Origin of the sequence: Amycolatopsis sp. A1MSW2902 (genome assembly GCF_017312175.1) — a bacterium.
Lineage (GTDB): Bacteria > Actinomycetota > Actinomycetes > Mycobacteriales > Pseudonocardiaceae > Amycolatopsis > Amycolatopsis nivea.
In genome coordinates this window covers 647,310-670,144 of sequence record NZ_QJPO01000001.1, presented here as the reverse complement: position 1 = coordinate 670,144, position 22,835 = coordinate 647,310, and the positions used below count along the sequence as shown (strand labels likewise).

Annotated in this window: 17 protein-coding genes and 1 pseudogene; 12 read left to right on the top strand and 6 right to left on the bottom strand. The window is 69.2% G+C overall.

Annotation, left to right across the window (positions count from 1 at the left end; all coding sequences use genetic code 11):
- Positions 1–125 precede the first annotated feature (125 nt).
- The 5 genes and pseudogenes from DMP23_RS03135 to DMP23_RS03120 all read left to right on the top strand — a co-directional run bounded on the left by DMP23_RS03135 (position 126) and on the right by DMP23_RS03120 (position 5,889).
- Positions 126–2,978 (top strand): S8 family serine peptidase, encoded by a 2,853-nt coding sequence (locus tag DMP23_RS03135; RefSeq protein ID WP_443111242.1) that lies wholly within the window; start codon positions 126–128, stop codon positions 2,976–2,978.
- Between the two features lie 48 nt (positions 2,979–3,026).
- Positions 3,027–3,704, top strand: coding sequence for an acVLRF1 family peptidyl-tRNA hydrolase (locus DMP23_RS03130; protein ID WP_337820118.1), 678 nt, complete (start codon positions 3,027–3,029; stop codon positions 3,702–3,704).
- 158 nt (positions 3,705–3,862) lie between these two features.
- Positions 3,863–4,450, top strand: a pseudogene (locus tag DMP23_RS47970) (ATP-binding cassette domain-containing protein); the annotation flags it as partial.
- Positions 4,451–4,525: 75 nt separating this feature from the next.
- Complete coding sequence (locus tag DMP23_RS47965) at positions 4,526–5,500, top strand: ABC-F family ATP-binding cassette domain-containing protein (protein ID WP_370334306.1); 975 nt, start codon at positions 4,526–4,528, stop codon at positions 5,498–5,500.
- 179 nt (positions 5,501–5,679) lie between these two features.
- On the top strand, positions 5,680–5,889 hold the full coding sequence (locus DMP23_RS03120) for a helix-turn-helix domain-containing protein (RefSeq protein ID WP_003071237.1): 210 nt from the start codon (positions 5,680–5,682) through the stop codon (positions 5,887–5,889).
- On the opposite strand, the gene DMP23_RS03115 is transcribed toward DMP23_RS03120, so the two are convergent.
- Complete coding sequence (locus tag DMP23_RS03115) at positions 5,876–7,186, bottom strand: glycosyltransferase 87 family protein (RefSeq protein WP_337824349.1); 1,311 nt, start codon at positions 7,184–7,186, stop codon at positions 5,876–5,878. The two genes, DMP23_RS03120 and DMP23_RS03115, sit on opposite strands and share 14 nt — an antisense overlap.
- Before the next feature lie 245 nt (positions 7,187–7,431).
- Between DMP23_RS03115 and DMP23_RS03110 the strand changes: the two genes are divergently transcribed.
- Positions 7,432–9,297: an ABC transporter ATP-binding protein gene (locus DMP23_RS03110; protein ID WP_337820117.1), complete on the top strand. Its 1,866-nt coding sequence runs from the start codon at positions 7,432–7,434 to the stop codon at positions 9,295–9,297.
- Positions 9,298–9,427: 130 nt separating this feature from the next.
- Here the strand turns inward: DMP23_RS03110 and DMP23_RS03105 are convergent, their stop codons facing one another.
- Entirely contained in the window at positions 9,428–10,156 is a 729-nt protein-coding gene (locus DMP23_RS03105; RefSeq protein WP_337820116.1) for an SIS domain-containing protein, read from the bottom strand.
- A 66-nt stretch (positions 10,157–10,222) separates the two neighbouring features.
- Between DMP23_RS03105 and DMP23_RS03100 the strand changes: the two genes are divergently transcribed.
- The 5 genes from DMP23_RS03100 (at position 10,223) to DMP23_RS03080 (ending at position 15,531) form a co-directional block, all read left to right on the top strand.
- The gene (locus tag DMP23_RS03100; protein WP_235146761.1) at positions 10,223–10,963 is read left to right on the top strand and encodes an alpha/beta hydrolase; all 741 of its coding nucleotides are present in this window, start codon (positions 10,223–10,225) and stop codon (positions 10,961–10,963) included.
- Between the two features lie 90 nt (positions 10,964–11,053).
- Positions 11,054–12,316, top strand: a complete 1,263-nt coding sequence (locus tag DMP23_RS03095; RefSeq protein ID WP_337820115.1) for a cyclopropane-fatty-acyl-phospholipid synthase family protein — start codon at positions 11,054–11,056, stop codon at positions 12,314–12,316.
- Positions 12,317–12,425: 109 nt separating this feature from the next.
- Positions 12,426–13,622, top strand: coding sequence for an LCP family protein (locus tag DMP23_RS03090; protein WP_043833270.1), 1,197 nt, complete (start codon positions 12,426–12,428; stop codon positions 13,620–13,622).
- 78 nt (positions 13,623–13,700) lie between these two features.
- Complete coding sequence (locus DMP23_RS03085) at positions 13,701–14,225, top strand: GNAT family N-acetyltransferase (RefSeq protein WP_337820114.1); 525 nt, start codon at positions 13,701–13,703, stop codon at positions 14,223–14,225.
- Between the two features lie 145 nt (positions 14,226–14,370).
- Entirely contained in the window at positions 14,371–15,531 is a 1,161-nt protein-coding gene (locus tag DMP23_RS03080) for an IS30 family transposase (RefSeq protein ID WP_443111328.1), read from the top strand.
- A 77-nt stretch (positions 15,532–15,608) separates the two neighbouring features.
- Here DMP23_RS03080 and DMP23_RS03075 read toward each other — a convergent pair whose 3' ends face one another.
- On the bottom strand, positions 15,609–16,067 hold the full coding sequence (locus DMP23_RS03075; RefSeq protein WP_037814731.1) for a peroxiredoxin: 459 nt from the start codon (positions 16,065–16,067) through the stop codon (positions 15,609–15,611).
- 245 nt (positions 16,068–16,312) lie between these two features.
- Between DMP23_RS03075 and DMP23_RS03070 the strand changes: the two genes are divergently transcribed.
- On the top strand, positions 16,313–16,765 hold the full coding sequence (locus DMP23_RS03070) for a hypothetical protein (RefSeq protein ID WP_337820112.1): 453 nt from the start codon (positions 16,313–16,315) through the stop codon (positions 16,763–16,765).
- 17 nt (positions 16,766–16,782) lie between these two features.
- Here DMP23_RS03070 and DMP23_RS03065 read toward each other — a convergent pair whose 3' ends face one another.
- The 3 genes from DMP23_RS03065 to metE form a co-directional block, all read right to left on the bottom strand.
- On the bottom strand, positions 16,783–18,618 hold the full coding sequence (locus DMP23_RS03065) for a diguanylate cyclase domain-containing protein (RefSeq protein ID WP_337820111.1): 1,836 nt from the start codon (positions 18,616–18,618) through the stop codon (positions 16,783–16,785).
- A 264-nt stretch (positions 18,619–18,882) separates the two neighbouring features.
- Positions 18,883–20,286 (bottom strand): cytochrome P450, encoded by a 1,404-nt coding sequence (locus tag DMP23_RS03060; RefSeq protein WP_337824348.1) that lies wholly within the window; start codon positions 20,284–20,286, stop codon positions 18,883–18,885.
- A gap of 257 nt (positions 20,287–20,543) precedes the next feature.
- Entirely contained in the window at positions 20,544–22,808 is a 2,265-nt protein-coding gene (metE, locus tag DMP23_RS03055; protein WP_337820110.1) for a 5-methyltetrahydropteroyltriglutamate--homocysteine S-methyltransferase, read from the bottom strand.
- Between the last annotated feature and the right edge of the window lie 27 nt (positions 22,809–22,835).

Below are 22,835 nucleotides of genomic sequence, written 5' to 3'. Positions count from 1 at the left end.
CTCACCAACGTCACTCCAACGGCCGTTTTTCCCGGACAGAAGTGGTACTTAGCTGGATCCAGCCGGTGATCACCGGCGTTGGCCAGCGTGAGTCGGGGCACGCGGTGCGAGATCGGAGGGCGCACGTGCGTCGTACCCGTTCACCTGGAGCCTCGACAAGAAGACGGACGGGCGTGGTCGCCGCGGCGGTGCTTGCCGCCGGGCTGGTGACACCGCCCTTGGCCGATGCGCAGGAGTCTACTGTGGACTCCACTGCGAACAGTCAGATCGCCGCATTGCAAGCGGTGAAAGCAGGACAGACCGCGACTGAGTCCAAAATAGACAGCAAACTGCTCGTCCAGGAGAAGATGCGCACGCGGAGCCTGAGCGCGGCCGCGTTGCCCGGACTCGGCAAGACCGCGGACAAGGCACTGGTCGACATCCGGGTCACGAAGGTCAGCGACGGGCTCGTCAACGACCTGCGCAAGGCCGGGGCCGAGGTGCGTGCGGTGTCGAGCACGGCGGCGAGCATCCGGGCCGACGTGCCGTTGGCCGCATTGCCGGAGATCGCGAAGCGCGGCGACGTGAAGCACGTCGAAACCGCGGATCAGGCGATGACGGCGCGGCAGCGGGAAAACAAGAACGGCACGGAAACCAAGCAGCAGAAGGCCGATCGAATCGACCGGCAGCTCAAGGAAGCGATCGGGACCAAAACGCAGGTGGTCAGCGCGGGCGACCGGGCGCACAACGCGGACACGGCGCGTCAGCAGTTCGGCGTGACCGGAACCGGCGTGAAGGCGTGCGCGCTGTCCGACGGCGTCGATTCCCTGGAGGTTTCCCGCACCAAGGGCGAGCTTCCGGCGGTCGATGTCCTGACCGGACAAGCCGGCAGCGGCGACGAGGGCACCGCGATGCTGGAGATCATCCACGACCTCGCGCCGAACGCCAAGCTCGGGTTCGCCACGGCATTCACCTCCGACGCGAGTTTCGCCGACAACATCCGCAAGCTCCGTTTCGAAGCGCATTGCGACGTCATCGTCGACGACGTCATTTACTTCAAGGAATCCCCGTTCCAGGACTGGATCATCGCGCAAGCGGTGAACGACGTGACGGCCGACGGCGCGCTTTATTTCTCCTCCGCGGGCAATGAAGGCAATGTCGCCGACGGCACCGCGGCGCACTGGGAAGGCGACTTCGTCGATTCGGGAGTCTCGATCGGCAAGTTCGCCGGCACCGCGCACAACTTCGCGGGCGCAGCCGGAAATCAGGTGTACGAACCGATCTCGGACGCGTCGTCGGCGAGCATCCCGGTGACGCTGCACTGGTCCGAACCGATCGGCGCGGCCTCGGACGACTACGACCTCTACCTCCTCGACGCGCGCGGCAACGTCGTGAGCTTCAGCCAGGACGTCCAGAACGGCACCCAGGACCCGTACGAGCAGCTGGCCACCCCGCTGTTCGGCGGCACCGGGCTGCGGCTCGCCGTGGTGAAGTTCTCCGGGGCGAGCCGGTACCTTTCGCTGACCGCGTTCGGCAGCCGGTTCCGCGATTCCGCGGACGGGCTCAAGGCGTACTCCACGCCGGGTGCGGTCGTGGGCCACGCCGCGGCGCGCAAGGCGTTCGCGGTCGCCGCGGCACCGGCCGAGGCGGCGTTCGGGCGGCCGCTCGAACCGGGCGACCCGGCGAACCCGACCGGACCGTATCCGGCGGCGTATTCCGCGGCCAGCAAGGCGGAACGGTTCAGTTCGGACGGTCCGCGGCGCATGTTCTACGAAGCCAACGGAACGCCGATCACGCCGGGCGACGTGTCGTCGACCGGGGGAGAGGTCCGGCAGAAGCCGGAAATCACCGCGGCGGACGGCGTGCACACCTCGGTGAGCGGGTTCGACCCGTTCTTCGGCACCTCGGCGGCCGCACCGCACGCGGCCGCGATCGCGAGCCTGGTGCTGTCCGGCAATCCCGGACTGTCCTCTTCGGACATTCGCGAGGCGTTCCTCAAGACCGCGGTGGACATCGAAGCGCCCGGCACGGACAACCTCACCGGGGCCGGAGTGCTGCTGGCGGACAAGGTGCTCGCGTACACCGGAGCCAGTCCGCAGCCGTACGCGGAAGCGGGGCAGCCGACGGTCCGCGGACCCAGCGGCGGCAGCACGCTCAACCCCGGTGACACCGCGACTGTCACGCTGCCGGTGAAGAACACCGGCGACGGCACCGCAGTCTCCACGAGCGTTGTGCTCACTTCGCCGACCCAGGGCGTCACGATCGAGCCGAGGGCGAAGTCGTACGGCACGATCAGCCCGGGACAGACCGGAATCAACGACTTCACCGTCACGGTTCCGGCAAGCCAGCAGCTCGGCTCGCCGGTGGTGCTCACCGCGAAGGTGACCTTCGCGGGCTCGTACTCGCCGCGCACCAGCACGTTCTCGCTGCCGGTCGGCACACCGTCGCCGGTTTCGCAGGCGTTCGCCTACTCCGGTCCGGCGGTCGCGATCCCGGACAACTCGCAGCTCGGCGCGTCGGTCCCGCTCGTGGTGAGCGGCGTCGGTCCCGCGTCGAAGGTGTCGCTCTCGATCGACGGCGCCACCTGCTCCACGGCGGAGAAAGCGACCACGGTCGGCATCGACCACACCTACGTCAACGACCTGGTCGGCACGCTGACCTCGCCCTCCGGCGCGACGGCGACACTGTTCCAGAAGGGCGGCGGCAGCGGGAACAACCTCTGCCAGGTGGTCTTCGACGATTCCGCGACCAAGCTGTTCAGCTCGGCCGGGTCCGGGGACGCGCCCTACACCGGCACCTACCGGCCGGTCGCGGCGCAGAGCCAGCTCGGCGCTTCGGCGGACGGCACGTGGACGCTCAAGGTCGTCGACACCACCGGCGGCGACACCGGTTCGATCCGCAGCGTTTCGCTGCACGTCAACGGGTACGTCTCGGCCGGGCATCCGGCGGACGTGCACAAGACGGTGACCACCGGGCCGGTGCGGCCTCAGCTGGCCTGAGCGATGCGGGGCCGTCGCACCGCGCGGCGGCCCCGTACCGTTTCCGGCATGGCACGGCAGGTCGCAGGCGGCGGACGGGCGGTGGAAGTCCCGCCCGAACGGCTCGACGGCTGGTTCGCGCGCTTCGCCGAACGTAACCACGACGTGCGTACGACCGTTCTCGCCGCGACGCATGTGCAAGTCACCGCCGAGAACGGCACCACAGCTACCGCGACTGTCCCGTTTGGACCGTTGAGCGAGCAAGGCGAGTACCCCGGGCTGGCCGTCGAACCGTTGCTCCGCCACGTGCAGACACCGCGACTGATCGCGCTGCTGCTGGTCCGGAAAGGCGGACACTCCCTCGGACTCGCCTACGACGGCCGCGTAGTCCTCTCCCGAACCGATCGCCACCACGTGCAAGGCCGAACCGCGGCGGGCGGCTGGTCGCAGCAACGCTTCGCCCGCCGCCGCGAAGGCCAGACGCGGGCCGCGCTCCGCTCAGCCGCCCAGGACGCGTACGAGGTTCTACTGCCTCGACTGTCCGAAGTGGACGCTGTGGTGCTCGGCGGAGACCGTCGCGCGCTCGACGGACTGCGCTCCGACCGACGGCTCGCCGAGTTGTTCGACCGGGCGGAGCCGCGAGTGCTGGAGATTCCCGAGCCCGGCTATGCGGTGCTGGCCGAAGCGGCACAGCGAGCGCGTGCCGTCCACCTGGTGGTGAGGGATCGAACACCGGGACCCGAGTGAATCCGGACACGGCCGCGAAAACCGTTCGACGCCGACCCGTACACTGGGTTCGTGGTCAACAGGGCATTGGTGCGGATCCAGAGAGAGTAGCCGCCCGCCCCGCATCGCACGCGGTGCCGGGGCGCTCCAGCACGTCCACCTGACCGCCCCCGTATCCGGGAGTTCTCTTGATCACGGCCACTGGCCTTGAGCTGCGCGCCGGTTCGCGCATCCTGCTCGACGGCGCCACCCTCCGCATCCAGTCCGGCGACCGCATCGGCCTCGTCGGCCGCAACGGCGCGGGCAAGACCACCTCGCTGAAGGTCCTCGCGGGCGAGGGCGAACCGCACGCCGGCGACGTCCGGCGCAGCGGCGAACTCGGCTATCTGCCGCAGGACCCGCGCGAGGGCGACCTGTCGGTCACCGCGAAGGACCGCGTGCTGTCCGCGCGCGGGCTCGACACCCTGCTGCGCGACATGGAAAAAGCGCAGACCTCGATGTCCGAGCTGGTCGACGACAAGCAGCGGGACAAGGCGATCAACCGCTACGCGCGGCTCGAAGAGCGGTTCTCCTCGCTCGGCGGGTACGCCGCGGAGAGCGAGGCGGCGCGAATCTGCTCGAACCTCGGCCTCGCCGACCGCATCCTGTCCCAGACGCTCAGCACGCTGTCGGGCGGTCAGCGCCGCCGCGTCGAGCTGGCGCGGATCCTGTTCGCCGCCGCCGAGGCGGGCGCGGGCGGCAAGTCCGAGACGATCCTGCTGCTGGACGAGCCGACCAACCACCTCGACGCCGACTCGATCAACTGGCTGCGCGGCTTCCTCAAGCAGCACGACGGCGGGCTCGTGGTGATCAGCCACGACGTCGAACTGCTCGGCGACGTCGTGAACAAGGTCTGGTTCCTCGACGCGACGCGCGGCGAGATCGACATCTACAACATGAGCTGGCAGCGCTACCTCGACGCGCGCGCCACCGACGAGAAGCGCCGCCGCCGCGAGCGCGCGAACGCCGAGAAGAAGGCGTCCGCGCTGCAGGCGCAGGCCGCGAAGCTCGGCGCGAAGGCGACCAAGGCCGTCGCGGCCAAGAACATGGCCCGGCGTGCGGAGCAGATGCTGTCCTCGCTCGACGAGACGCGCCAGGCGGACAAGGTCGCCCGGATCAAGTTCCCGGACCCGGCCTCGTGCGGGCGCACGCCGCTGACCGCCGACGGGCTGTCCAAGTCGTACGGTTCGCTCGAGATCTTCACCGGCGTCGATCTGGCGATCGACCGCGGCTCGAAGGTCGTCGTGCTCGGATTGAACGGCGCCGGAAAGACGACATTGCTCCGGCTGCTCGGCGGAATGGAAACCCCGGACACCGGATCCGTCGAACCGGGTCACGGATTGCGTTTGGGCTATTACGCACAGGAACACGAAACGCTCGACCACGACGCGTCGGTGTGGGAAAACATCCGCCATCTCGCACCGGACACCGGCGCGCAGGAGCTGCGGAACCTGCTCGGCTCGTTCCTGTTCACCGGCGAACAGCTCGACCAGCCCGCCGGAACCCTGTCCGGCGGCGAGAAGACCCGGCTCGCGCTCGCTGGACTCGTGTCCAGCCAAGCCAATGTGCTGCTGCTCGACGAACCGACGAACAACCTGGACCCGGCCAGCCGCGCACAGGTTCTCGACGCGCTGCGCAGCTTCGCCGGCGCGGTCGTGCTGGTGACGCACGACCCGGGCGCGGTCGAGGCACTCGAACCCGAGCGCGTGATCCTGCTTCCGGACGGAACCGAGGACCACTGGTCGGCGGATTATCTGGAACTTGTCCAGCTTGCCTGACCGAGTGCGTCCGTTCGGGTGCTGACCGTGTCGGGCAAAGCACTGGAATGGCCCAATGTGATCGCGGTTTCGATCGTTTTACGGCTGTCGTCTGGCAATCCGGCGCGTAGTGTTCGATCATTGCCCCGGCAGGGGCCGTGAATGGCCCGGAACAACCACTCGGCGGGAAGGCGATCGACGTGGCTGATCTCAAGAAAGGCGCGCGGATCACCGGCAACACGCGCGACAAGCTGGCCGCTGACCTGAAGAAGAAATACGAGAAGGGCTCGAGCATCCGGGCTCTGGCCGAATCCACCGGACGGTCCTACGGGTTCGTCCACCGGGTGCTGTCGGAGTCCGGGGTCCAGCTGCGGGGGCGCGGCGGGGCCACGCGAGTCAAGAAGAAGTAGCGTCAGCGCGGCCGCTGCGCGGGGGGCGCACGGTCGGAGAGGTCGTCCGGAAGGTCAGCGCGGCGCCGAGGAGTACCAGCGGGTACACGAGGTAGCCGTACCGGGTGGCCGGAGTAAGCAGGATCAACGCGCCGAGTCCGACGGCGGTTCGCGTCAGTGCAGCGGATCCCGTCGCGGGGGGCCGGCGCGCCAGCCAGATCAGCATCGCCACCGCCGCGACACCCACCAGTACCAGGGAAATCACGGTGCCGGCCGGTCCGGCCTGCGCGATCAGATGCCCGGGCAGCGGGCTCGCCGCGGGGGAGCGGACCGCGCCCATGCCGAGCGGGAAGCGGATCACGTGCTCGGTGAACGCCGCCGGGTTCGCCAGATACACCGGCAGATGCAGCGCGATCGTCGCCGCGGCCAGCGCGCCCGCGAAGCGACCTGTTGCCGCCCAAGGATTTTCACCGCGAGCCCGCTGCCAAACGAAGACCGCGAGCACCCCGGCGGCGGGCGCGACGATGAGTTTCGCGCTGATCACCAGCGCCAGCACGAACCCGGTCCATCCTGGACGCCCCGAAGCGGCGAGGGCGAACGTCAGCACGAGCAGGCCCACGATCGCGAGGTCCGGTCCGGCCACCGCCCAGGTCAGCGCGGTCAGCGGACAGGCGATCGCGAACTGTGCGGCGAAAACCGGGATCCGGGGCCGGTTCAGCAGCCGCCAGGACGCGTACGCGCAGAGCACCGCGGCCAGCGCGAACATCCACCGCGCGTCGGTCAGTGCATTGAGGACCGGGCTGCCGCCGAACAACGCGCGCGGCAACCCGAAAACGGTCATCACCGGGCCGTACGGCGTGTAGTCGTTCACTTCCGGTGCGCGGTGGAGCGCGGTGATGTCGATGTACGGGGTTCCGTTCCGCAGCAACAGGTCCGCGCTGCGTTCGATCACCCACACCTCCGGCTGCGCGGCCCAGGAGAACGGGGTGATCAGCCAGTCCGTTCCGGTCAGCCGCCGGATCACGAGCGTCACCAGCGGCGCGCACATCGCGAGCACGACAACCGCGCCGATACCGATCCAGCGCGACCCGAATTTGCCGTTAGTTTGCATTCCGCGGCGCGCGGAAATCGTCAGCCAGGCGCTGTGCGCGGCGGCCAATCCGTATCCGGCGACGGCGAAATTGCCCCAGATCCGATAGCCGTAGAACTCCGAAGCGAGCGCGGTGCCGAGCGCGAAGGCGAAGCAGCCGAGATAGAAGACGAGATCCCAGGCGGCGACGCGCACGGGATGGGCTTCCCCGGCACGCGCAGGGGCCATCAGCAGTTGCACCCGCGTTTCCTCCCCGGCTCGCCGACCCCGAAACGCCAGGCTACCGAGCCGGGCGGCACCGGATCCCACCGCCCGTGGCCCGCGCCGGCCCGAGGTCCGTGATCGGAATCCGAGTCCCTGGGAAGTCCTTCGCGGACATCGGGAAGAATGCCGGGCATCCCGGTGTTGTGCAGGGCATCTCCGGAAAAAAGTTCAACTAATCTAGAGGTTTTCACGAGCTGGGGGACACTCCGATGGACAACACCTGGGCGCTGCTGAGCTCCGCGATGCGGGCGGGCGACGCGCCGAAAGCGCTGACCCGAGGCACGGTCCGCCGGGTCGCGCGGTTCGCCCGGCCGCACTGGAAGCGGCTGCTGGCCTTCCTGGTGCTCACCGTGATCTCGGCGGTGCTCGCCGTGACGACCCCGGTGCTCGCGGGCAAGGTCGTCGACGCGATCGTGGGCGGGCACGAGCTGAACGTGGTCATCTGGCTGTCGGTGGTGATCGCGACGCTCGCGATCCTCGACGCCGGGTTCGGTCTCGCGGAACGCTGGCAGTCGTCGCGGATCGGCGAGGGCATCATCTACGACCTGCGCGTGGCGGTGTTCGAGCACGTGCAGAAGCTGCCGATCGCGTTCTTCACCCGCACCCGCACCGGTGCGCTGGTCAGCAGGCTCAACAACGACGTGATCGGCGCGCAGCGCACGTTCACGGCGACTTTGTCCGGTTTGGTCACCAATGTGATCCAGCTGGTGCTGTCGCTGGTGGTGATGGTGTCGCTTTCGTGGCAGGTCACGCTCGTCGCCCTGGTCCTGTTGCCGATTTTCGTGCTGCCCGCCCGCCGGCTTGGCCGCCGCATGGCCGGGTTGCAGCGCGAGGCCGCGCAGCTCAACGCCGGGATGACCACGCAGATGACCGAACGGTTCTCCGCGCCGGGCGCCACGCTGGTGAAGCTCTTCGGACGGCCGCGCCAGGAGGTCGCCGACTTCGGCCTCCGCGCCGGACGGGTCCGCGACATCGGCGTCCGCACCGCGATGCTGACGCGCTGGTTCATGACCAGCCTGACGCTCGTGTCCGCGCTCGCGCAGGCGCTCGTCTACGGACTCGGCGGCTACCTGGCGCTCACCGGCAAGCTCGAACCGGGCACCGTGGTCGCGCTGGCGCTGCTGCTGACCCGGCTGTACACGCCGCTGACCGCGCTCGCGAACGTGCGTGTGGACGTGATGACCGCGCTGGTGTCGTTCGAGCGGGTCTTCGAGGTGCTGGACCTGGAACCGATGATCAAGGAACCGGCGGAGCCGAAGAAGCTGCCCGAGGGCGGGGTTTCGGTCGAGTTCTCCGACGTGAAGTTCGGGTACCCGGCGGCGGACAAGTTCTCGCTCGCCTCGCTGGAGGACGTGGCCACTTTGGACAGCAGGGGCGGCGAAGAGGTGCTGCACGGCATCAGCTTCCGCGCCGAAGCCGGGCAGATGGTCGCGCTGGTCGGTTCGTCCGGTGCGGGCAAGTCGACGATCGCTTCGCTGCTGCCGCGGCTGTACGACGTGGACGCCGGTTCGGTCCGGCTGTCCGATGTGGACGTCAAGGACCTGAGTTTCGCTTCGCTGCGCGAAACCGTCGGCGTGGTGACCCAGGACGGGCACCTGTTCCACGACACGATCCGGGCCAACCTGAGCTACGCGCGCCCTGGCGTCGCGGACGACGAGATCTGGGCCGCGCTCGAAAAGGCGCGGCTGGGCGATCTGGTGCATTCGCTGCCGGACGGACTGGACACGACCGTCGGCGAACGCGGCTACCGCCTCTCCGGCGGCGAACGTCAGCGGCTGACCATCGCGCGCTTGCTGCTGGCGCAGCCGAAGGTCGTGGTGCTGGACGAGGCGACCGCGCACCTGGACTCGGAATCCGAGGCCGCGGTGGGCGAAGCGCTCACCGGCGCGCTGGAAGGCCGGACGTCGCTGGTGATCGCGCACCGGCTGTCGACCGTGCGGGCGGCGGATCTGATCCTGGTGGTGGAAAACGGGAACATCGTGGAACGCGGCACGCACGACGAACTGCTGGCTGCCGAGGGGCGGTACGCGGAGCTGTACCACACGCAGTTCGCGGAGGAACCCGCTGCTGCCTGACCCGAATGCCCCCGGCCGTTGGCAAGGTCCGTGAAGGGCTCCTTGAGGGAATCTGATTCCCTCAAGGAGCCCTTCACGGCCCTCAGCGGAGAGGAATCGCCCGGCGGGTCTCGTCGGCCGGGCGCGCGGGTCAGCGCAGAGCGGGCACCCGGGGTTCGTACTTGGCCAGCAGAGCCGCGTTCGCCGCGTCCCCACCCTCCACATTGGAGCTGCGCCACAACGGCACGTCGAGCCCCTCGGCGGTGCCGCGGTCGTAAACCTCGGCCAGAATCAGGTTCCACAGAAACGCATTGACCACAGTGGACAGTGGACCGGTGCGCGGCGCGGAGGCGGGATAGCTGGCATCGCCGGGAATTACCAGCGAATCCAGCACCACGGTGCCTTCCTCGACCAGCGTCGTGGCGGACCGGCGCGGTGCGGCGGCCACGCAGGCCCGCGACGTCACGGCGATCACCGAGGCGCCGCGGCGGCGTGCGCCTGCGGCCAGTTCGACCGGGTACGGATTCACGCCGGACGTGGAGAACACGACTAGCACGTCGTCCGGTCCCGGTGCGCGTTCGGCCAGGACCTCTTCGGCGAGCCCGGAACGGCGCTCGGTGCGCGTGCTCTGCTGCGCGCCGTGCAGCGGCAGCAGTTCCGGGTGGTACACGGGATACACGCAGGCGAGCCCGCCCGCGCGGTAGAACGTCTCGGCGACCGCCGCGAGCGAGTGCCCGGCGCCCGCGGTGAAGACCAGCGCGTCGGCCCGGATCACCCCCAGCAGCAGGTCGGCGGCGGCGGACACTTGCGCGGCGTTGGCCTCCGCGGCCGCCGCAAGCTGGTCCGAAGTGTTCTTCACGAGATCCGTGGCGCTCACCACACCTGCCCTTCCTCGCGGGTCCGGGCACCGAATCTATCGGGTGGACACGCTTCGTGGTGGATTACCGTGGAGTTGATCGAAACGGGGGTGCCGGTGAACGGGAAACGGCGGAACGGCCGGACGGATCCGGCTGTGCGGGTGTGGCGGGCCCCCGGGCAGACCCGCGCGGTGGCGCTCGTGTTGCACGGCGGGGCCGAACGCAGCACCGCGGCCGTCCAGCCGTGGCGGCTGGCGTACCAGCGGATGGTTCCGCTGGCCCGCTCGCTGCACCGTGCCGGAAAGCGGCACGGGCTGGAAGTCCGGCTCATGCGGAACCGGCTGTACGGCTGGAACGGGCGGACGGAAAGCCCGGTGCCGGACGCGCGCTGGGCCCTTGAACAGATCCGCGCCGACCATCCTGGGCTCCCGGTCGTCCTCGTCGGGCATTCCATGGGCGGCCGCGTCGCGCTGCGCGTCGCCGACGATCCCGCGGTGACCGGGGTGTGCGCGATGGCTCCGTGGACGCCGCAAGGCGAGCCGGTGGACGCCGTCGCGGGCCGCGCGGTGCTGATCGCGCACGGCACCCGCGACCGGATGACCTCGCCGGCCGAGTCCTATGCCTTCGCCGCGCGCGCCCGCGAGGTCACCGACCTGGTCGCGCGGTTCGAGATCGCCGGCGAGGGCCATTCGATGATCCGCCGTCCCGCGGTCTGGACCCGGCTCATGTGTGCTTTCACACTGGACCGGATCGGAGTGGGCGAGACGGACGAGACTCTTCGTCAGGCCTGGTCCCGCCCCTCCGGCGACCGGCTGCGCATTCCGGGGTAACCGGAGGGTGCGGCCCGGTCGCGAGGGCGACGGGGACGAAGCGGGAATATCATGGGGAAGGGCTCGAAAAGCCCGTTCGGAGGGAGTGTCTTGTCCACGTCACGAGTCGATCCGACAGTGGTCTCAGCGGTCTCGCAGCCGGTGCCCGACGAATCCCGATGGCCCGGTCTCGCCACGCCGCCGCATTCGCCGCTGCGGGCGCGCGCGGCCGAGGCGCTCTTCCGGCACGCGGTGAAAACGCTGGACGTGCGGGTGACGTTCCCGGACGGCACGGTGCTCGGCGCGGGCGGCCCGGACGCGCCGGAGATGCGCATCCACCGGCCCGCGGCGTTCTTCCACCGGCTCGGAGCCGACGCGAAGATCGGCTTCGGCGAGGCGTACCTGGTCGGCGACTGGACCGCGGAAGACCTGGCCGGCGTGCTGACGCCGTTCGCCGAGCGGCTCGCCACGCTCGTGCCGCCCTTCCTGCAGCGGTTCCGCCGGTTCGCCGAGCGCATGCAGCCGTCCGCGGAAGAGAACACGATCGAGGGCGCCCGGTCGAACATCCACCGGCACTACGACCTGTCGAACGACCTGTTCAGCGCGTTCCTGGACGAGTCGATGATGTACTCCTCGGCGCTGTTCGGGCCCGGGGACACGCTCACCCAGGCGCAGCACCGCAAGCTCGACAGCGTGCTCGACTACGCCGGCGTGCGCAAAGGCAGCGAGGTGCTGGAAATCGGCACCGGATGGGGCGAGTTGTCCATCCGCGCGGCCTCGCGCGGCGCGAAGGTCACGTCGCTGACCATCTCGCAGGAGCAGAAGGTGCTCGCCGACGCGCGGATCGCCGAGGCGGGCCTGTCCGACCGCGTCGACGTGCGGCTGTGCGACTACCGCGAGGCCACCGGCGAGTACGACTCGGTGGTCAGCGTGGAGATGATCGAGGCGGTCGGCGCGTCCTACTGGCCCACGTTCTTCTCCACGATCGGCAAGCGCCTTCGCCCCGGCGGGCAGTTCGGCCTGCAGGCGATCACCATGGACCACGACCGGATGGAGGCCTCGGCCAAGTCCTACACGTGGATCCACAAGTACGTCTTCCCCGGCGGCATCATCCCGTCGGTGCAGGCGATCGAGGACGGGATGCGCGAGAACACCCGGCTGAAGCTGGCCGGGATGCGCGAGTTCGGCCAGGACTACGCCCGCACGCTCAAGCTGTGGCGGGACCGCTTCCAGCAGCGCTGGGACGACATCCGCGGCTTCGGGTTCGACGACGTGTTCCGGCGGATGTGGGAGTTCTACCTCGCCTACTCCGAGGCCGGGTTCCGGGCGGGGCACCTGAAGGTCCACCAGTTCGGGTTCGCCGACCCGCGCTGACCTCTCCTCCCCCTTCCGGAACAACCCGCGTAGGGTCCCGCACGTCCACCGCAGGAGGACCGTGCAGGATCCTGCGCGGCCACACCCACCGGATCGGGGAGACAGGCCCATGACGTACGGAGGCGACGACGGCAGGCGGCGGATGCCGCCCAGGCCACCGCAGCCCCCCGCACGCCCGCGTCAGCAGCAGCAGCGGGCGCAGATGCTGCCGCTGCCGGGGAGAGGGCAGAGCCCCTACGACGCCCGCACCCGGCCGATGGGCGCGCGCGGCGAGGCCCCCGCTCCGCCGCCCGGACCGCCGAGGCAGGACCCGCCGGAGCACGGCGGCCGCCAGCCGCGGCCGCGCCGTCGCCGCCGGTGGAGCATCGGCAAGATCCTGATGACGCTGCTGATCGTGTTCGTGCTGTTCGTCGGCGCGATCTGGGCGTATCTCGAGTTCTCCATCAACAGGGTGGACGCGATCGGCGACTACTCCGGGCGCCCGGCCGCCGCGTCGGGCACGAACTGGCTGATCGTCGGCTCGGACAGCCGCCAGGGCCTGACCGCGGAGGACGAGGAGCGGCTGGCCACCGGCGACACCGGCGAGGCGGGCGGGCAGCGCACCGACACGATCATGATCGCGCACCTCCCGGACAACTCGACGAAGCCGACGCTGCTGAGCCTGCCGCGCGACTCGCAGGTGAAGATCCCCGGCCACGGCACGAGCAAGATCAACGCCGCGTTCGCGCTCGGCGGGCCGAAACTGCTGGTCCAGACGGTCGAGCAGGCCACCGGGCTGCGGATGGACCACTACGCGGAGATCGGCTTCGGCGGCTTCGCGAACATCGTCGACGCGATCGGCGGCGTCGACATGTGCATCGACAAGGACATGAGCGACCCGATGACCGGCATCGACATCAAGGCGGGCTGCCAGAAGCTCGACGGCCGGTCGGCGCTCGGCTTCGTCCGGATGCGGCACGCGTCCGCGACGCCGCGCTCGGACCTCGACCGGGTCGCGAACCAGCGGAAGTTCATCGGCGCGCTGGTGAGCCAGGTGGCGAGCCCGGGGACGCTGCTGAACCCGTTCGACTTCTTCCCGCTGCTGGGCTCCGCGCCGGACGCGCTGACCATGGACACCGGCGACCACGTGCACAACCTGGTCGGCCTGGCGATCGCGATGCGCGGCATTTCCTCCGACGGCGTCACGACCACGACGATGCCGATCACCGACGCTTCGGCGCAGCACTGGGACAAGAAGAAGTCGGCGCAGCTGTTCGACGCGCTGAAGAACGACACCGAGGTGCCGCAGGACATCGTGGTGAACTGACGGCTGCCACAGCGCGACGGCGGCGGGCTTCCGGAGATTCGCGAGCCTGCCGCCGTTTCTGCTGTCAGGATGGCTCGCATGGAAACTCTCGCCGACGGTGTGATCACCCTCGTTCGCTGGCGCCCGGACCATCGCGACGCGCAGGTGGAGACCGTCGTGGGATCCCTGGACCACCTGGCCGCCTGGATGCCCTGGGCGATCGACGGTTACGACTCCGCCAAGGGAGACGAGTTCCTCGCCCGCGCGGCCGCGCAGTGGGAGAGCGGCGAGGAGTACAACTACGCGATCTTCACGCCGGACGACGAACTGGCGGGCAGCTGCGGGCTGATGCGTCGCGGCGACGGGTGGGAGATCGGGTACTGGCTCGCGAAGTCCCAGACTGGCAAAGGTTATGTGACGCGGGCGAGTGCTCTGCTGGTGTCTTTGGCTTGGCGGTTGGATGCTGCGTATGTGTTGATCAAGCACGATTCGGAGAATGTGCGCAGCGGCGCGGTTCCGGAGCGGCTTGGGTTTTCCCGAGTGGGGGAGGAGAAGGCCGAGGGACGGCTTCCGTCGGCTTGCAGCGGGGTGAATGTGGTGTGGCGGCTTGAGCGGGCCGCTTGAGTCTGCGGTTGGCTTCTGTCGAAAGCCGTGAGGGGAACCCTGAGGGAATCTGCTTGGGTTCTAGTGGTGGTTGCAACGCCTGAGTTGTGCAGGGGTTGCAGTGGTCGTGGTCGGGCGTGGTCGGGCTCCGCGGGGCCGGGTGAGGCTGGCGGCGGAACGCCGCCGCTATTTTGATCTTGTGGCGGAGGGCGTGGGCACGGTCGAGGCGTGCCGCAGGGTCGGGGTCGACCGCAGGACCGGGCACTATTGGCGGCACGGGCGGCCGAGCCGGGCGGGCGCGACCGCGCGTCCGGCCGCGCGGCCCGGGCCGGACTCGGGCCGGTTCCTGAGCGCGGGCGAGCGGATCGCGATCGCGGACGGGCTGGCGGCGGGCCGCTCGCGGCGGGCGATCGCGGCCGAGCTGGGCCGCAGCCCGTCCACGATCAGCCGGGAGATCGCCCGCAACGCCCGCCCCTGCGGCGACTACCGGCCCCACGCCGCCCACGACCTCGCCCGGGCACGGCGCCCGCGACCGAAAACAGGCAAGATCGCGGCCTGCCCCGAACTGCGGGACCGGGTGCAGGCGATGCTGACCGACAAATTCAGCCCGGAGCAGATCGCCGCCCGGCTGCGCCGCGACCACCCCGACCGGCCGGAGCTGCACGTGACCCACGAAACGATCTACCAGGCCCTCTACGTCCAAGGCCGCGGCGAACTGCGCCGCGAGCTGGCCCGCGCCCTGCGCACCGGCCGCACCATGCGCAAACCCCGCGCCAGCGGCGAACAACGCCGGCCCCGCTTCGCCGAACCCATGGTCATGATCAGCGACCGGCCCGCCGAAGCCGCCGACCGCGCCGTCCCCGGCCACTGGGAAGGCGACCTGATCATCGGCAAGGACAACGCTTCCGCCATCGCCACCCTCGTCGACCGCTCCACCCGCTACACCCTGCTCGTCGCGCTGCCCGACGGCCGCGGCGCCGACGCCGTCCGCGACGCCCTCGCCGCCGTCGCCGCGACCCTGCCCGCGCACCTGCGACGATCCCTGACCTGGGACCAGGGCAGCGAAATGGGCCGCCACCACGAATTCACCGTCGCCACCGGCATCCCCGTCTACTTCTGCGACCCCCACAGCCCCTGGCAACGCGGCAGCAACGAAAACACCAACGGCCTGCTGCGCCAGTACTTCCCCAAAAGCACCGACCTCTCAGTCCACACCCCCGAACACCTCGCCGCCGTCGCCGCACAACTCAACCGCCGACCCCGCAAAACACTCAACTGGGACACCCCAGCCGAACGCCTCGCTACACTCCTCGCCGAAACCAGTTGAACCACCCGCGTTGCAACAACCCCTCGAATCCACCCAGATTCCCGGAGGGTTCCCCTCACGTACGTTCGCTGGGGTAGTCAGGCGTCCGCGCGCTCTCGCAGCACTTTCAACGCCCGATCCGCATGCGCCGTGAAGTTCAGTTCGCTCTTGATCACGTCCAGCACCCGCCGGTCCTCGCCGATCACGAACGTCTGGCGTTTCGTGTGCAGCGGCAGGATTTTGCGCCACACGCCGAACTGCTTCGCCACCGTGCCGTCCACATCGGACAGCAGCGGATAGTCGAAACCGTGCTTCGCGGAGAATTCGCGCTGTTTGCCGACCGCGTCCGGGCTGATGCCGACCCGTTGCGCGCCCGCCTCGGCGAATTCCGCGGCGAGGTCCCGGAAGTGGCAGCTTTCGGCGGTGCAGCCGCTCGTCATCGCGGCCGGGTAGAAGAACAGCACGACCGGGCCGTCGGCCAGCAGGGCGGACAGGGTGCGTTCGACGCCCTGGTCATCGGGGAGGGTGAAGTCGGGGGCGAGGTCGCCAGGCTGCATCGGGGGAACCTTTCGGTCGTCGGCAATGTCATCTTGCCTGGGTGCCGGACACGTCGTCGCGGCGACCTCGGCAAGCGACCGCGAGACCGTCTGAACCTCCTGCTCACCAGCCCTGCTCGCCCCGGTTCCTCCGGGGCGCGTGCTGGCCGTCGCCTGATAGAGATCAGCTGTCCGTAACTTCTGAGCCGCTGAGACCGACAAGAGAGGACGTCAACTGCGGACTGAAGTCGATTGCGGAGGAAACTGTGGCGCTGCTCAAGAAGAAGACGCCCGAGGAGGCAGCCGCGGAAGCCGCGGCGAAGGAGCAGGCACGCCTTGCGGCGGAGGACCGCAAACGCCAGGCGCAACTGGAGAAGGAAAGGCAAGCGTTCGAGCGGTCCCCAGCCGGGCGCGCCCGGGCGGCATTCAGGAAGGGCGACCGCGTCTTCCAGTTCTCTATCGACGTAATGAACCAGAAGGCCGTCATCGTCGCGATGGTCGGCGGCACGACGACTCAGCGGACGAGCGACCCTGTCGACGTGCTCAACTCCGTGTGCCGCGAAGGCTGGGACCTGGTCAACGGTTCGTTCGTCTTCGTCGAGCAGGGCCAGGAGAGCCGTGACAAGTTCATGTCGTCCGGACAGAACGTTGCGGTCAAAGGCGAAGTGGTGGGCTACTACCTGTTCAAGCGTTGCGAGGCGAACCGGCAGGCGGCATAGGCGCACGAACGCCGGGGTCAGCTGGCGTGCCGGGCGATCATTTCGTCGACCTCGTCGCCCGTCGCGGACTCCGCCACGAACGAACCCCGCGCCGCCAGCACGCCCTGTTCCCGCAGGCGTGCGGCATGACCATGGTCGCGCACGCCCTCCGCGCCGATGCGCAGCCCCAGTTCCTTGGCCCGCGTGACCAGTTGCGACAGGTGCCGCACGTCAGTCTCCGCCGGGTTCGGGTCGACTAGCGCGTCGACGACCGGGCCGCTCAGGATCACGTGTTTCACCGGGAGCTGGTAGCGCGGGATGAGTTCCAGGTCGGACGACCCGGTGATGGTGAGCACGAGCTGGGCGCCGAGGTCGGCGAGCACGCTGAACGAGTCCAGCAGTTCGCCCTCGCTGTCGAACATCGACTCGCGGTCGGTGCACAGCCGCAGCGCTCGTGCGGGCAGGCGGTGCCGGTCGAGCTGGTTCTTGACCATCAGCACCAGGTCCTCGTCGGTGGCGAGGCGCTTCGGCAGGCGGATGCACACGTCCGGCGCGGCGGGGCCGTACTGTTCGCGCCAGCGCGCGGTCGCGCCGAGCGATTCCTGCAGCAGCCATTTGCCGAGCGGCACGGTCATTCCGGTGGTCTGCGCGAGCGGGTAGAACTCCTCGGGCCCGAGTTCGCCGCGTTCGGGGTGGCTCCAGAGCAGTCCGGCGTTCACCGCGGCGATTTCGTCCGGCTTCGCGAGTTTGACCGTCGGCTGGTAGATCAGCGAGAACTCGCCGTTCTCCAGCGCGCCGGCGATCACCGCGCCGAGCTGGTAGCGGTTGCGGTCCCGTGCGTCGAGCTGCGGGTCGAACAGCATCCACTGCGCCTTGCCCGCTTCCTTGGCGCGGTGCAGCGCCAGTTCGGCCGCGCGCAGCAGGTCGCCGTGGCTGCCTTCGTTCGCCGGGCGCACGACGATCCCGATGCTCGCGCTGACGCCGATGCCGTGCCCGTCGACGTACACCGGCTCGCTGAGTTCCTCCAGTACCCGGTCGGCCAGCAGGACCGTCTCCTGCCCGGTCAGCGCCGGGCCGCGCAGCAGCACCGCGAAACCGTCGCCGGACAGCCGCGCGACGTAGCCCTCGTGCTTGCCGGCGAACACCGCCTTCAGTTTCCGCGAGATCTCCTTCAGCACCTGGTCGCCCATGCCGGCGCCGAGCCCGTCGTTGATCACCTTGAACCCGTCGATGTCCAGGTACAGCAAGGCGATCTCGGAAGAGCCGCCCGAACCGAGCGCGAGTTCGAGCTGGGCGTTGAACGCGGCGCTGTTGGGCAGCCCGGTCAGCGGGTCGTGCAGGTTCTGGTGGCGCAGCCGTTCGCCGAGCAGGTGCAGGTCGTCGTCATCGGCGGCCATGAACACCGGGAAGTACGTGCCCGGCCGGTCGCCGGGCAGCGACGCGAGCGTGACGTTCGTGGTCAGTTCGCCGTCGCGGCTGTGGCCGAGCTGCACGCTCTGCACGGTCCGGCGCGCGTCGGCGGTGAGCGGCAGGCCTTCGAGCGCGGTGCGCAGCCGGGTGGCGTCCTGCGGGCCGGCGGCGAGATCCGCGATGTGCTTGTCCCGCAACGCCGCCGCGGACGTGCCGAGCAACCGGGCCAGCGCGCCGTTCGCCTCGACGACGTTCCCGGCCGGGTCGGTGAGCGCGATGCCGAGCGGCGCGGAGGAGAAGAGCGCGGTGAACCGCCGCGTGGCGCCCGCGTCCTCGGGACGCGCGGCGACCTCGCCGGCGAAGTCGAGCAGGATCCGCTCCACCTCGGCGGGAGGGAGCGTTACTCCGTTGGTGTCGGTCAGCGCCGCCGCGTACTTGCGCGCGACGTCGACCAACCCTGGCATGGCACCAGGCTCCGGCACACTCCACCTCTTCATACGCGGACAAAGACCAGCTCAGACCCGGTGCGGAGGATCCGAAGACCCACACTGGGTACGAGTTGGCCGCAAGTGATGCCACGGCATCACGGACCAAACAGGGTGTCTACCGGCTGAACGAGTGATGGGCACTACACAACTGGTGACATCAAGTCACCTTGAGTACACGAAGGTGGCTTGTACTGCAGTTTTGTCTCCAGCTGTCGACCTTTCTGTCCCGCTCGGCGGCCGTCAACGATAGGCCAACCGGGCGGGCAGTCCGTCGGCGGGCACCGGAAGCGAGACGTAGTCCCACTTCGCGACGTAGTCCTCGGGCACCGACCAGCGGTGCGCCCGCAGCAGCTCGTGCATGAGCGCTTTCACCTCCAGGCCGCCGAACTGCAGCCCGATGCACTTGTGCGCGCCGCCGCCGAACGGCATCCACGCGAACCGGTGCGCCTTGTCCTCGCGGCGGTCCGGCCCGAACCGCTCAGGGTCGAAGCGCAGCGGATCGGTCCAGTGCTCGGGGGAGTAGTGGTTCAGCGTCGGCGAAACCGCGACCATCGTGCCTTCCGGCAGGTAATGGCCGAGGACGGAAGTGTCCTTTGTGGTCTTCCGCGCCAGCGACGGCACCGGCGCGCGCAGCCGCAGCGCCTCCTTCATCACCAGATCCAATGTTTCGAGGCTCTCCAGCGCGTCGAGGTCCGGCAGGTCGTCGCCGAGGCGCAGCGACTCCTCTCGGGCGCGCTCCTGCCATTCCGGGTGTTTCGCGAGGTAGTAGGCCATCGCGCTGGCGGTGATGGTGGTCGTGTCGTGCGCGGCCATCATCAGGAAGATCATGTGGTTGACGATGTCGGCGTCGCTGAACCGGTCGCCGTCCTCGGAAACGGCGTGGCAGAGCGCGGAGAACAGGTCGTCGCCGTCCGTGTCGCGCTTGGCCGCCAGGTTCTCGCCGAAATAGCGCTCCAGCGTCCGCCTGCCGCGCAAACCCGCGGCCCAGCGGCCGCCAGGCACCGGATAGCGCACGACGGCGGTACCGGCGCGCACAGCGGCCACGAACGCGCGGTTGATGCGCTCGGCGTCGGAAGCGGAGCGCATGCCCATGAAAACCTGCGTCGCGACGTCGAGCGTCAGCTGTTTGAACGCCCAGTACAGCTGGGGGCGGCCGGACGGCAGCGCGGCGACGCCTTCGCGCAGCGCCGGACCCATCTGCGCGACGTAGCCGCGGAGCCGGTCGCGCGTGAACGCCTCCTGCATGATCCGCCGGTGCAGGTGGTGCTCGCCGAAATCGAGCAGCATGAGCCCGCGCTCGAAGAAGCGCTCGATGAAGAACTTCCAGCCCTCCTGGGAAAACGCCTTGTCCTTGTTCACGAGCGCGGCCTGGGTGGCCTCGGCTCCGGACAGCGTCACGATCCGCTGGCCGAACACCCCCATCCACGACACCGGGCCGAACTGCTCGAAGCGGTGCAGGCTGAAGTCGAGGCCGAACCGCATCCCGTCGAGCGTGTGGCCGATCAGCGGCGGCCCGTCGTCGCCGAGCACCGGTTTCAGGCCGCTGCCCGCCGGGGGCGCCGCGAGTTCGCGGACCGGCCAGCGCGCGCCGAGCCAGCGTTCGTCGAACTTGCGCGGCAACGGGATCGCGGTCAGCGGCGGCATTCGGCCGCGCAGGTTCTCCGACAGCCGTGTGACGCCGTCGCTCCCGGCGTGGGCGACCTTGCCGAGCGCGCCGCCTGCCGCCGGGAGCCTCGTCTTTCCGGTCACGTCCGCCATGGCGACCACCTCCCGGTCAGGGTATCGGCCGCCTCCACGGTCCCGCGTTATTGACGCATTGACAATACCTCGCGGGCCTGCCGTTCGGGTGATCCTCGGACCGGTGCCGGGCAGCGGGCCGCGCTGCCCGGCACCGGGACGCGTCAGCGAGGTTCGGCGCGCAGTTCCCGGGCCGCGCCAACCAGATGCCGCAGCGCCGGCTCGACCTCGGCGTAACCGCGGGTCTTGAGACCGCAGTCCGGATTGATCCACAGCCGTTCCGCCGGGACCGCGCCGAGCGCCGTGCGCACCAGGTCGGTCATCTCGGTCCGGTCCGGCACGCGCGGCGAGTGGATGTCGTACACGCCGGGCCCGACGCCGCGGCCGAAGCCCGCTTCGTTGAGGTCGGCGAGTACTTCCATCTTCGAGCGGGCGGCCTCGATGCTGGTGACGTCGGCGTCGAGGGCATCGATCGCGGGCAGCACGTCGCCGAATTCCGAGTAGCACATGTGCGTGTGGATCTGCGTCGTGTCCGCGACGCCTGAGGTGGCCAGCCGGAACGCGGGCACTGCCCAGTCGAAATATGCCTCGCGGTCCGCCGCGTGCAGCGGCAGCAACTCGCGCAATGCCGGTTCGTCGACCTGAATGATGCGGATTCCGGCGGCCTCCAGATCCGCGACCTCGTCCCGGACGGCCAGCGCGACCTGGCGTGCGGTGGCGGCCAGGGGCTGGTCGTCACGGACGAACGACCACGCCAGGATCGTGACCGGGCCGGTCAGCATGCCCTTCACCGGACGGTCGGTGCGGCTTTGCGCGTACTGCGCCCATTCGACGGTCATCGGGCGTGGCCGGGAGACGTCGCCGAAGAGGATTGGCGGGCGGACGCAACGGGATCCGTACGACTGGACCCAGCCGAGGGCGGTCGCCGCGAAGCCGGTCAGTTGTTCGGCGAAGTACTGGACCATGTCGTTGCGCTCGGGTTCGCCGTGGACCAGGACGTCTAGGCCCAGGTCTTCCTGCAGCCGTACGACGCGGTCGATTTCGGTGCGCATCGCGGTGCGGTAGGCGGTGTCGTCGAGTTCGCCCGCGCGGAGTGCGGCTCGGGCTCGGCGGACCTCGCTGGTTTGCGGGAAGGAGCCGATTGTGGTGGTCGGTAGTGGGGGCAGGTTCAGGGATTTCTGTTGTGCCGCAGCGCGTTCTGCATACGGCGCGCGGACGGTGTCTACTGGGCGGAGTGCGTTGACTCGTGCACGGACGTTGGCGTCGTTGAGTTCGGCGGCTCCGGCCCGGTCGGCGGCCGCGGCTCGGGCCGGAGTGAGGTCGGCCTTCTCTCCGCTTAGGGCTCGGCCTAGCAGGACGACCTCGTCCACCTTTTGCTTCGCGAAAGCCAGCCAGTTCTTGAGGCGCGGGGCGAGGTCTGTTTCCGCGTTCACGTCGTAGGGGACGTGAAGTAGCGAGCAGGACGTTGAGATGCTCACGCGTGCGGCGGTGTCTCGCAGTTGCGCTGCGTGGGCTAGTGCGACGTCTGGGTCGGTGCGCCAGACATTTCGGCCGTCTACTACTCCGGCTAGGACTTCCTTGTCTCGCAGTGCTCCTTCTGCTGCGACTTTGTCCACAAAGGACTCATCGGTTGCCAGGTCCACGGCTATTGCTTCGATGGGGGAGCGGGCTAGGACGCCCAGTGCTCGGCCGAGGCCGCCGAAGTATCCGGCTGCCAGCAGCTTCGGGCGATGGGTTTCCTTGGCCAGCCAGTGGTAAGCGCGGGTGAGTGCGTTGAACTCCGGCGTGGTCCGGTCGGCAGCGAAGGCTGGTTCGTCCAACTGGACCCATTCGACGCCCTCGTCGGCCAGTTTGCCCAGAAGTTCGGCGTAGGCGGGAAGTAGTTCGTCCAGCAGTTCAAGTGGGTTGAAGCCGGGTTCGGTGGGCTTGGCCAGCAGTAGGAAGGTGACCGGTCCGACGAGTACCGGGCGTGGCGTGATGCCTAGTGCCTTTGCCTCGCGGACTTCGTCGATCGGGGCGGTGCCGGTGAGCGCGAAGCGGGAGTTCGGGCCCAGTTCCGGGACCAGGTAGTGGTAGTTGGTGTCGAACCACTTCGTCATTTCGAGGGCGGGTGCGTCCGGGACTCCTCGTGCGGCGGCGAAGTAGGTGTCCAGTGGCGACAGGCCCAGCCGGGTGAAGCGGTCCGGCAGAGCGCCGAAGAGGGCGGCGGTGTCCAAGACCTGGTCGTAGAGCGAGAAAGTGCTGGACGGGATTGAGTCGAGGCCCTGGTCTCGCAGGGTTGTCCAGGTTTGCTCGCGCAGCTGCCGTCCGGCGGTCAGGAGGTCTTCTTCGGTGGTTTTTCCTGACCAGTAGGACTCGAGTGCTCGTTTGAGTTCTCGCGCTGGGCCGATCCGCGGATAGCCCAGAACGGTAGTGCCGATCGTGGTCACAGCAATGCATCCTCACGTGCTCGCCGG

Bases quoted from the DNA above. Each gene is read 5' to 3' on its own strand.
- DMP23_RS03130 (WP_337820118.1), top strand. From the start codon at position 3,027: ATGGCACGGCAGGTCGCAGGCGGCGGACGGGCGGTGGAAGTCCCGCCC.
- DMP23_RS03115 (WP_337824349.1), bottom strand. From the start codon at position 7,186: ATGGCCCCTGCGCGTGCCGGGGAAGCCCATCCCGTGCGCGTCGCCGCC.
- DMP23_RS03110 (WP_337820117.1), top strand. From the start codon at position 7,432: ATGGACAACACCTGGGCGCTGCTGAGCTCCGCGATGCGGGCGGGCGAC.
- DMP23_RS03090 (WP_043833270.1), top strand. From the start codon at position 12,426: ATGACGTACGGAGGCGACGACGGCAGGCGGCGGATGCCGCCCAGGCCA.
- DMP23_RS03085 (WP_337820114.1), top strand. From the start codon at position 13,701: ATGGAAACTCTCGCCGACGGTGTGATCACCCTCGTTCGCTGGCGCCCG.
- DMP23_RS03075 (WP_037814731.1), bottom strand. From the start codon at position 16,067: ATGCAGCCTGGCGACCTCGCCCCCGACTTCACCCTCCCCGATGACCAG.
- DMP23_RS03065 (WP_337820111.1), bottom strand. From the start codon at position 18,618: ATGCCAGGGTTGGTCGACGTCGCGCGCAAGTACGCGGCGGCGCTGACC.
- DMP23_RS03060 (WP_337824348.1), bottom strand. From the start codon at position 20,286: ATGCCGCCGCTGACCGCGATCCCGTTGCCGCGCAAGTTCGACGAACGC.